The following is a 10,507-nucleotide window of genomic DNA, read 5'->3' as shown; positions in this document are numbered from 1 at the left end:
CCGAAGCGCAACGCGAATACGGGCTGACGCCGGACGACGTGCATGACAGCTTCAACCTGTTCATGTGCACGGAGATCACCGAAAACGGATCGGCAACGATCACGCGACAGGCTTCGCGGGCCGGCGACTATGTCGATCTCCTGGCTCTGATGGATGTTCTGGCTGTGCCGAATGTCTGCGGCGCCGATATCATGCGCACGAGCAATTTCGCGCTGAAGCCGGTCGAGGTGATCATTCTCGAATCGACGGAGGAGGATCTCGCGCGGGTTCCGCGCACGCCGATCCTGTCCAGCCAGCGCACGCCGCGCGACTTCAGGAATCCGACGATCAAGGCCGACCGGGAACTGAGCCGCGATCCGGCCTACAAGCCGGAATTCACCAATGTCCCGTTGCAGCAGGTCCGGATCGAGATCGATCTGACGGAGGAGGATGTCGCACGCCTCGAAGTACTGCGCCATGCTGTGCACGGCGACGACGACGGGGCGGCGCTGCGCGACATCGTCTTCTCCTGGTGGGAGGCGCGCTTCCTGGCTGCGAAGAGCGGCGCTCCTGCTGTCGACGGAGCATAGGATGCAGGTCGCACCAACGGGTTCTCTGCTCATCAGGCAGGTCCGCCTCTGGCGAGGCCGGGGCCTCCCTCTCTCGCCGCCCCAGGATATCCTGATCCGGAACGGCACGATTGCTGCGACGGGCGACGAACTTGCAGCGCCCGAAGGGAGCGCCGTGGAGGATGGCTGCGGCAGGATCGTCATCCCCGGACTCGTCGAAGCCCACACGCATCTGGGCTATTCCTTGCTTGGGCTGCCCTGGTTCCGAAACGAGGTCGGCCCGGCCCTGGCCGACAAGATCCAGGCGGAGAAGGATGAACTGCGCCGGCGAGGGATCGACCCGGAATTGCAGTCGACGCGCCAGCTTGTCCGGTCGGCGGAATTGGGGTCGACCCTGCTTCGCGGCCATGTCGCGATCGACACCGATGTCGGCCTGTCGCCGCTGGAGGGCGTGCTCAGATCACGGGACGCATGCCGCGGGACGATCGAGGTGCAGACCGTTGCCTTTCCGCAGGCGGGCCTGCTCTCGCGGCCCGGCACCCTCGAGCTGATGGAGGAGGCCCTCCGCATCGGCGCGGATATCGTCGGCGGCCTCGACCCCAGCCAGATCGACCGTGATCCGCGCGGCAGCCTGGACATGACATTCGGCCTTGCCGAGCGTTCAGCCAAGCCGATCGATATCCATCTGCACGAACCTGGAGAGCTCGGAGCCTTCAGTGTTGAACTGATCCTCGAGCGCACGCGGGCGCTCGGCCTTCAGGGGCGCGTGATGATCAGCCACGCCTTCTGCCTGGGCGATATCGGACCGGCTCATGCCGGTCGTCTCGGCGAGATGCTGGCGCGCGAGCAGGTCGCGATCATGACGACGGCGCCCCTTGCCAGGGCGTGCCCGAGCCTTGCTCTGCTGRCTTCGCTCGGCGTCATCGTCTGTTCCGGTTCGGACGGCGTCCGCGACACATGGGGCCCCTTCAATAATGCCGACATGCTGGAACGCGCGATGCTGGTCGCTCAGCGCAACGGCTTTCGCCGCGACGACGATCTCGAGCTGGCGCTTGACAGCTGCACCTTCGGCGGGGCGCTGGCCCTGGGCGTCGCAGATTACGGACTGCATGACGGAGCACGGGCCGATCTCGTTCTCCTGACGGGCGAGACGCTCGCCGACGCAATCGTCTCGCGCGCGCCGAACCGGACGGTTGTCAGGCAGGGCAGGGTGATCGCGCGCCACAGCGAGATCACGGCCGCTGCTGCTGCGTAGAGCGGTTTCGGCCTCGTCACGAGCGCGGCGGCGCATCTCCCTGCTGGCGCCGCCGTCCTCGGCGAGCGCCTGCCCGGAGATCGCGGATACTAGCGCCGCGCGTTGAAGCTGCGGTAGGCATCTGCCGCGGATGGAAGCGGCCAGTCGGCGTAGAAGGCGCGCAGATGCGGGTCGAGCGCCTTGACGAAGGCGCGCCGTGCCGTCTCGGCCTCGCTCGGGGGGCGCTGCATGGCCGCTTCGATCTCGCTGAGCAGCTTTTCCTTGTCGATCGTGGCGATGCGCCCGTCGCGCAGCACGTGGCGCCCGTCGATCAGCACATCGCGGATCATCCCCGTTCTGGCGCGCTGCACCAGCGCCGAGACGATCTCGGCGTCGGGATCGAGATAGGGCTGCGCCAGCTGTTCCCAGTCGATCACGACGATATCGGCCGCACGCCCGGGCTCGAGCCGGCCGACCAGGCCGGCAAAGCCCGTCGTCGCCGCGCCGTGCTCGCTGGCCATCCGGAAGATGCGCGCCTCGGAAAGCGGTTCGTAGGCATGGCCTGGCGTGCGCTGCAGGTTCCAGGCGAGGCGCATCTCCTGCAGCATGTCGCGGTCGTCATTGATGCCGGCCTGGTCGATGCCGAGCGCGACCGGAATGCCGGCCCGGTCGAACTCCTTGACGGGCGCGATGCCGCTGCGCAGCCGCAGCCCGGAGCTTGCATTGTGGCAGACGCAGGTGCCGCTCTCGGCGAGCAGCGCGATATCGGCGTCGCTGCACCAGATGCCGTGGCCGATCGTCATGCGCGGGCCCAGCAGCCCGAGATCGGCGAGGTGGCGGACGGCGGAGCCGTCGGTGTCCATCTCGGCGAACCGGCGCTGATACGGCGTCTCCAGCAGATGCATATGCAGCCCCACATCATGGCGCTGGGCGAGGTCGCGCTGCGCGATCAGGCTCTCGCGCGTGCACCATTGCAGGTTGGACGGCGCCAGCTGGACCCGGCTCATGCCATCGGCGGGTTGGCCCCAGCGTTCCGCCAGGGCTTCGAAATGCTCCGTCAATGTCTCGACCAAGGTCTGGGCCGTTGCCAGGATCGCCGCGAGCTGTTCGCGGAGCGGCGACGGCAGGCTTGCGAGAAAAGTCTCGTCGGCCCCGTAGACGATCCTGTTCCGGTCGCGCCACATGAAGGAGAAGGACGCCCGCATCCCGATCTCGGCATAGGCCCGCATGATCGCGTCCGGCGCATCGAGCCAGCGCGCGCGCGGGCCGACCGGTCCGCCATGCAGATGCTGGACGGTGGTCACGCCCGACTCGATCATCTCGATCGCGGAGTAGAGCGTGTCGAGATAGGGGTCGAGCCCGCGCCAGCCGAGAAAGCGCGGCAGCCAGAGTTCCAGCGGCAGGAACGGCGTGCCGTGCTGGAGCGGCGTCAGCCCGGTATGGTGATGGGCGTTGACCAGCCCGGGCATGACGAGATCGGTCGGCCGTCCGATGCATGCGGCGCCGGGATGGCGGGCGATCAGCTCAGAGGCCGGCCCGATCTCGGCGATGCGGCCAGCTTCGATGAGCAGGGCGCCGTCGGTGATGATCCGGGCGCGGTCGTCGCCGTCGACGCCGCACAGGACATGGCGGCCCCGTACGATCGTGCTCTGCGTGCTCGCAGGGTTCTCGTTCAAGCGGTTCAGCCCTTGCGAAAGGCGCGGCACTCGTCCGCTCGCCAGCCGATTTCGATCCGGGCGCCGCGCGCGAGCTCCTGGGGCAAGCGCATCGGATCGGCCTTCGCGATCAGCTCCTGCCCGCCGAGCTGGAAGACGACGCGGGTCGCCTCGCCGAGATAGACCAGCCGTTCGACCTCGAGCACATATTTGTTCTCGGTCTCTCCCGGCGTCAGGGCGATCCGTTCCGGGCGCAGGCACAGCACCGCCTCGTCCCCGATCGCGAGCGCATCGATGGACTGCGCCACCACCTCGACCCCGTCGGCGAGGCGCACGGTGACCGTCGCATCGCTGCGGCCCACGACGACGCCGTCGAGACTGTTGTTCTCGCCGACGAAGCCCGCGACGAAGGCATTGGCCGGGCTCTCGTAGAGTTCCTCCGGCGTCGCGAGCTGCTGGATCCTGCCCTGGTCGAACACGGCGATCCGGTCCGACATGGTCAGGGCCTCTTCCTGATCATGCGTCACATAGACCATGGTGACGCCGAGCCGTTCGTGGATCTGCTTCAGTTCGTACTGCATGCGCTCGCGCAACTGCTTGTCGAGCGCGCCCAGCGGTTCGTCGAGCAGGATCAGCTCGGGCTCGAAGACGAGCGCGCGGGCCAGCGCGACACGCTGCTGCTGGCCGCCGGAAAGCTGCGCCGGCATGCGCTTGCCGAACGCCCCGAGCTTGACCATGTCGAGCGCAGTCGCCACCCGCCGCGCGATTTCCGGTTCGGATAGCTTTCGCGCCCGCAGGGGGTAGGCGACATTGTCGGCCACCGTCATGTGCGGAAACAGCGCATAGTTCTGGAAGACCATGCCGATCCCGCGCTTGTAGGGCGGCAGTGCGGTGATGTCGCGGCCCTGCAAGGTGATGCTGCCATTGGTCGGCGTCTCGAAGCCGGCCAGCATCATCAGGCTCGTCGTCTTGCCCGAGCCTGAGGGGCCGAGCAGCGTGAGGAATTCGCCCCGGGCAATGTCGAGGGACAGGTCCTTCACGACGAGGACCTGGCCGTCATAGCTCTTCTGGACATGCGAGAAGCTGACGAGCGGCGCGCTGGGGACAGGCGCGTCGCGATGTGCGGTTGCGGTGAGGGTCATGGCCTACTCCGTCCAGGCGCGCAGGGAGGGCGGGAAGCGCTCAGCCGCGCTGCGGCCGAGGATGTCATGTGCGGCGTGACCGTCCCAGACGGCCCGGCTCGAACGGGCGGCCGCGTCGATGATCTCGTCCTCGTCGGCGACCAGCAGCCGCTTGCCCTCGACGAGCAGGCGGCCAGCAACGATCACGCTGTCGATCATCTCCGGGGTCGCCAGATGCACGATCGCCCTGACCGGGTCGGGATTGGGGCCGAAGGTGAGCGAGCGCGGGTCGATGACGACGAGATCGGCCTTGGCGCCGGGCGCGATCCGCCCGAGATCGGGGCGTCCCAGCGCCTGCGCGCCGGCAAGGTTGCTCGCGGAGAAGACGCTTTCTGCCGGCGCCTCCTCATGATTGTTGTCGGCGAATTTGTTCATCAGCGACGCCATCCGCATCTCCGAGAACATGTCGAGCGGATAAGTATCGGTGCCGAGCGCGACATTGATGCCGGCCCGGCGATAGCGGGAGAAACTCTCGAGAGCGAGCCCGCGCCGGGAAAAGGCGACCGGGGAATGCGCGACATTGACCTTGGCCGCGCCGAGGATCGCGATGTCGTCCTCGAGCGGATAGCCGACCGCACGGTGCGAGGCGATATAGACGCAATGCGCCAGGATGGTTGCTTCGTCGAGCAGGCCTTCCTCGGCCAGGCACTGGACCGGGGTCTTGCCCGTCGCACCCATCGTCTCGAAGAACTCGCGGTGCTGCTCGACGAAATGCAGGGTGAAGGGCACGCCGAGCCCGCGCGCCACCTGCTTCGCCTCGCGCCTCAGCGCCGGAGTCGAGACATAATATTCGTCGAGCGCGATCACGCCGGACAGCCGGCCGTCGAGAGCGCCGCGATGCGTCTCGATGAAACGGGCGCTGGCTTCCAGCGATTTCAGGCCTGCGGCATCATCGAGTTCGCGCACGACCCGTCCGTCATCCTCGAGCCAGTAGCGACCACCGGCGACGATCGGTGCCCAGACGAGCCTGATGCCGAATTCCTGCGCCACCTCCAGCATCAGCTCGCCGTCGCGCGGCCCGGCCGGGGCAAAGGCGAGGACGGTGGTGACGCCCTGCCGAAGCAGCGTGGCGAAGCCATAGCGCAGCGAGGCGCGCGCATCCTGCGGAGCGAGGAAGCCGGGGCGGCCGGAGCGGCTCGCCGGCAGGAAATGCAGGAAGCTCGAGCGGATGAAGTCGCGCCGGCCGCTGTCGATCAGCTGTCGCGGGCCTTCATGCGCGCCGATATGGGCATGCGTGCTGATCTGGCCAGGAATGACGATCCTCCCGCGCGCATCGATGCGCCGCTTCGCCTCTCCGGCAAAGCCCGGTCCGACGGCGACGATCTCGTCTCCGGAGATGGCGATGGTGCCGCCCTCGAGATAGCGGTGCTCCTGTCCGTCGAAGGCGATGACGGTTCCACCTTCGATCAGCAGGTCTACGGTAGCGGCGGGCATCAGGCGGTCTCCAAGGGGTTTCGCAAGCGTTGCGAGCGGGCGCGCAGCCACTCCATGACCAGCATCAGCAGCACCGAGACGACGAGGAGCACCACGGCCGCTGCCGTGATCGTCGGCGAGATATTCTCGCTGACGCCGCTGAAGATCTGGCGCGGCAGGGTCCGCTGCTGCGGGCTGGTGAGGAACAGGGCGATCACGAGCTCGTCGAATGAGGTGACGAAGGCGAAGACGGCGCCTGAGGCGACGCCCGGCGCGATGATCGGCAGCGTCACGGTGCGCAAGGTCCGCAGCGGCGAGGCGCCCAGGCTGGCCGCGGCTCGCGGCAGATTGGGGTCGAAGCTCTGCAGCGTCGCCGACACGGTGATCACGACAAAGGGCAGCGCCAGCGCGATATGGGCCAGGATGAGCCCGAGATAGGTGCCGACGAGATTGATCGACGCGAAGAAATAGAAGGCCGAGACCGCGATGATCACCACCGGAACTGCGATCGGCGTCACCAGCAGGGCGACCAGGATCGGCTTGAACCGGAAGCGGGCGCCGTGCAGGCCGAGCGCCGCCGTGGTTCCCAGCGTCGTCGCCGCGACCGTGGTGACGAGGGCGACGAAGACGCTGTTGGCGAGCGCGCCGGTCCAGAGCGGGTTGGTGAAGAACTCGCGATACCATTGCAGGGAAAGCCCCGGCAGCGGGAAGACGAGCAATTGTCCCGCGGTCAGCGACAGCGGCACGACGACGAAGATCGGCGCGATCAGGAAGACGAAGACCAGGGTCGTGAAGATCCGGGACCCGATCAGGACGGCCCGCTCGGTGGCGGGGATGTGAGTTGCAGCGGCCATGTCAGCGCACCCTGAGCCGGTCGAAGCCGACGAGCTTGCCGAGCGCGAGATAGATCGCCGCGACGACGAGCAGGAGGAGGGCGCCCAACGCCGAGGCCAGGCCCCAGTTGACCGCCGAATTGGTGAAATAGGCGATGAAATAGCCGATCATCTGGTCGCCAGGCCCACCGACGAGCGCCGGGGTGACGTAGAAGCCGACGGAGAGCACGAAGACGAGCGTTCCGCCCGCTGCCAGTCCAGGCAGCGTCAGGGGCAGGTAGACCGTGCGGAAGACCCGCAGCGGCGGCGCGCCGAGAGAAGCGGCTGCACGCAGGTGATTGCCGGAAATACCCTTCATCACGCTGTAGATCGGCAGGATCGCATAGGGCAGCAGCACATGGACCATGGCGATGAAGACGCCGGCCCGGTTGAAGATCAGCGCCAGCGGCTGGTCGATCAGGCCGAGCGCGATCAGGCTCTTGTTCACCAGCCCCTCGTTCTGCAGCAGGATGACCCAGGCGGTGCTGCGGACCAGCAGCGAGGTCCAGAACGGCACGAGCACCAGCATCAGCATCCAGCTTGCGGCGCGTGGGCCGGCCCTGCTCATCACGGCGGCGACGGGATAGCCGATCAGCAGGCACAGCGCCGTGACGCCGAGGCTGACCGTCAGCGTGCGGCCGTAGAGATCGATGAAGATGCGCTGCTCCGGCGCGACGCGGCGGATCTYGCCGTCCGGCGCCTTTTCGAGGTCGAGCGCGGTCAGCAGGTAGAAGCTCGTCAGGCGGCCCGATTGCTGGTGCAGCACGCCCCAGATCGCCGGATCCCGCCACTTCTCGTCGATGGCGAGGAAGGCTGCCTTCGTCGCGGTGTCATCCACGGCCGGCAGGCGCCGCGCCGTGCGGGTCAGCAGACCCCGGAAGCCGGGCAGCGCGTAATTCAGCCGGCGGCCGATCAGCCCGAGCGCCGGGGTGTCGCGGATTGCCCGCAGGTCCGCGGCCAGCGCCGCGAAGGCCGCTTCGTCCGGCTCGCCCTGGCCCGACCAGGCCTGCATCACCGCCGCGGTCTGCGGCAGGTAGCCGGGCACCTCGGGATTGTCGACGCTGCGGAACATGAACAGCGCCAGCGGCACCACGAAGAAGAAGGCGGTGAACAGCACGCTCGGCGCGAGCAGCGCCAGCATCCGCCAGAGATGGCGTCGCTCCGCCGCGCCGACCTGGGCGGCGAGACTGGCCGTCCGTGGCGTCGGCGCTGCTGCCAACTCATGAGATGTCGCGGCCATGCTCATCACTGGGCCACGAAGGTTGCGAAGCGCTGGCGGATGGCGTCGCCATTGTCGAGCCAGAAATTGATATAGGTCGGGCCCGCCTGCATCATGCCGTTGCGCGCCTTGGGATCGGGCAGGGCGGCGCGCCTGGCCTCGCTGAGCAGCGCATTCGCGTCGGAATTGGCCGGCGGGTTGCCGAGTTGCTCCATGTAGCGGGCCTGGGCGGGCGGCGACAGCTGATAGGCGATCAGCCTGGCCGCCGCATCCTTGCGAGGCGAGCCCTTCAGGACGCCGAAATAGATCAGCGCGTTGGTGTAGCCGGCATCCCAGACGATGCGCAGCTTGCGGTTGTTCGAGGCATTGGCGGCGTTGACACGGCCGAGCCAGCCATAGCCCATGCTGACCTCGCCGGTGAGCAGGAGCTGCATCGACTCGTCGCCGCTCTTCCACCATTTCACATGCGGCTTGATCTCGGCCAGCTTGCGGAAGGCCCGGTCGAGGCCCCCCGGCCCGGTCAACACCTTGACCACGTCGGAGGGCGCGACGCCGTCAGCCATCAGCGCGATTTCGACGGTCTGGTCGGGCTGATACATCAGCGCGCGCTTGCCGGGAAATTTCGCGACGTTCCAGAAATCGGCCCAGCTACGGGGCGCCGCATCGCCGCTGAGCTTGTCGGAATCGTAGACCAGCGTGCCGGGGGAGGCGAGATAGGGGGCACCGCAGGCACCGAAGCCGCCGACCGCTTCGAAGGCCTTCGCATCGACATAGTTCGACCAGTCGATCTTCTCCAGCAGCCCCTCTTCGCAGCCGGCCGCTTCGTTGATCGGGTTCAGGCTGATGGCATCCCAGACGAGGTTGCCGGTCTCGACCTGCGTCCTGATGCGGGCAAGTTCCTGGTTGAACGTGTCGATATTGATCTTGATGCCCGTCTCGGCGGTGAAGGGCTCGAACACGGTCTTGCGCTGGAGCTCGCCGGGCTGGCCGCCCTGGTTCGCGACCGTAAGCGACTGGGCCGTGGCGGGCTGGACGGCAAGTCCGGCAAACGCCAGCCCGATGGCGAGAATGGCCTTCGAGGTCTTCATGTCACGGCTCCCTGTGCCGGGGACGGCTGGATTACTGGGCGGCGAAGGTGATGAAGCGCTGCAGCAGCGCGTCGCCATTGTTGAGCCAGAAGTCGAGATAGAGCTGGCCGCTTTGCAGCGAGGCGAGGTGCAGGTGATTGGCCGGCAGCGTGGCGCGCTCGGCCTCGCTCATGAAGGCATAGGCTTTCGCATTGGCCGGCGCGTAGTCGATGGTCCGTGCGAAGGCCGCCTGCGGTTCTGGCGAGGAGGCGAGAGCCAGGAAATCCAGCGCGATGTCCTTTTTCCTGGTGCCCTTCATGATCGCGATCATCTGGCTGCCTGAGACATGGCCGGCGCCGAATTCGATCTTGAGCGCGCGATTGTTGGTGCGGTTGGCGATCGCGACCCGCCCGTTCCAGGCGAAGGTCATGACGACCTCGCCGGTAAGGATGTTCTGCATCGACTCGTCGCCGCTCTTCCACCATTTGATATGGGGCTTGAGCTCGGCAAGCTTCCTGAAGGCGCGGTCGACGCCGCCCGGCGCCGCGAGCACCGTCATGACCTCGGCCGGTGGCACGCCATCGGCCATCAGCGCGACCTCGAGCGTTTGCTCGGCGCGGTAGAGCAGGCCGCGCTTGCCGGGGAATTTCTTGACGTCCCAGAAATCCGCCCAGGTCCTGGGGGCCTCCCCGCCTTCATAGCGCTTGGTGTCGTAGACCAGGGAGCCGGACACGAAATTGTTCGGTAATCCGCATTGGCCGAAGCCGCCGACTGCGGCGAAGTCCTTGGGATCGACATAGCGCGCCCAGTCGATGCGCTCGATCAGGCCTTCTTCGCAGGCTGTCGCCTCGTTGATCGCGGTCAGGCTGACCACATCCCAGACAAGATTGCCCGTTTCGACCTGCGAACGGAGCTTGGCGAGTTCCTGGTTGAAGGAATCGTCGACGACGACGTGACCGGTCTTCGCCGTGAAGGGCTTGTAATAGGCGTCGCGATAACCCGCGCCGGCAGCACCGCCATTATTCGCCACCGTGATTGAACCCGCGGCCGCCGCCATGGGCAGAAGGCATGCGAAGAGCGCCAGCCCGGCAGCCAGTCCGTTCCGTACCGCCATGTCGAAGATCTCCATCCCGATCGATTGGTTGCTATATTGGTTGCGATTTTTATCGCATTGTGTCCCGTCTGGTTGATAATCCACACGTCACGATAGGCGCTGTCAATGGGGTATGTGCTCGTTATTTCTTGACATGTGGCGCAAAGCTTAGGCATCTGCTTTTCAACCAGACAAATGATTGGTTGCAATTATGACTCGCCAGCG

Annotated in this window: 9 protein-coding genes; 2 read left to right on the top strand and 7 right to left on the bottom strand. The window is 66.7% G+C overall.

Going from position 1 to position 10,507, the window contains the following annotated elements:
• The coding region (locus tag AC1D34_RS11435) for a DUF1989 domain-containing protein (RefSeq protein ID WP_476824265.1) at positions 1-569 on the top strand (569 nt) is incomplete at its 5' end.
• A gap of 1 nt (position 570) precedes the next feature.
• On the top strand, positions 571-1,803 hold the full coding sequence (locus AC1D34_RS11430) for an amidohydrolase family protein (protein WP_476824264.1): 1,233 nt from the start codon (positions 571-573) through the stop codon (positions 1,801-1,803).
• A gap of 89 nt (positions 1,804-1,892) precedes the next feature.
• Here the strand turns inward: AC1D34_RS11430 and AC1D34_RS11425 are convergent, their stop codons facing one another.
• From AC1D34_RS11425 to AC1D34_RS11395, 7 genes are read right to left on the bottom strand one after another with little or no spacing between them, the layout of a single operon-like run.
• Positions 1,893-3,458: an amidohydrolase family protein gene (locus AC1D34_RS11425; protein ID WP_441504647.1), complete on the bottom strand. Its 1,566-nt coding sequence runs from the start codon at positions 3,456-3,458 to the stop codon at positions 1,893-1,895.
• A 5-nt stretch (positions 3,459-3,463) separates the two neighbouring features.
• Complete coding sequence (locus tag AC1D34_RS11420; protein WP_441504646.1) at positions 3,464-4,579, bottom strand: ABC transporter ATP-binding protein; 1,116 nt, start codon at positions 4,577-4,579, stop codon at positions 3,464-3,466.
• A gap of 3 nt (positions 4,580-4,582) precedes the next feature.
• Complete coding sequence (locus AC1D34_RS11415; RefSeq protein WP_441504645.1) at positions 4,583-6,052, bottom strand: amidohydrolase family protein; 1,470 nt, start codon at positions 6,050-6,052, stop codon at positions 4,583-4,585.
• A complete protein-coding gene (locus AC1D34_RS11410) occupies positions 6,052-6,885 on the bottom strand; it encodes an ABC transporter permease (RefSeq protein WP_441504644.1) in 834 nt (277 codons plus the stop codon). The genes AC1D34_RS11415 and AC1D34_RS11410 overlap by 1 nt, the downstream gene beginning before the upstream one ends.
• A gap of 1 nt (position 6,886) precedes the next feature.
• Positions 6,887-8,143: an ABC transporter permease gene (locus tag AC1D34_RS11405; RefSeq protein ID WP_476824263.1), complete on the bottom strand. Its 1,257-nt coding sequence runs from the start codon at positions 8,141-8,143 to the stop codon at positions 6,887-6,889.
• A gap of 5 nt (positions 8,144-8,148) precedes the next feature.
• Positions 8,149-9,210: an ABC transporter substrate-binding protein gene (locus AC1D34_RS11400; protein WP_441488544.1), complete on the bottom strand. Its 1,062-nt coding sequence runs from the start codon at positions 9,208-9,210 to the stop codon at positions 8,149-8,151.
• Between the two features lie 31 nt (positions 9,211-9,241).
• Positions 9,242-10,303 (bottom strand): ABC transporter substrate-binding protein, encoded by a 1,062-nt coding sequence (locus AC1D34_RS11395; protein WP_441504642.1) that lies wholly within the window; start codon positions 10,301-10,303, stop codon positions 9,242-9,244.
• Positions 10,304-10,507: the final 204 nt, after the last annotated feature.

Source organism: Allobosea sp. P1_A7 (genome assembly GCF_056406775.1).
Note: the sequence above shows the minus strand (reverse complement) of the source record. Positions and strands in the feature narration are given on the sequence as shown.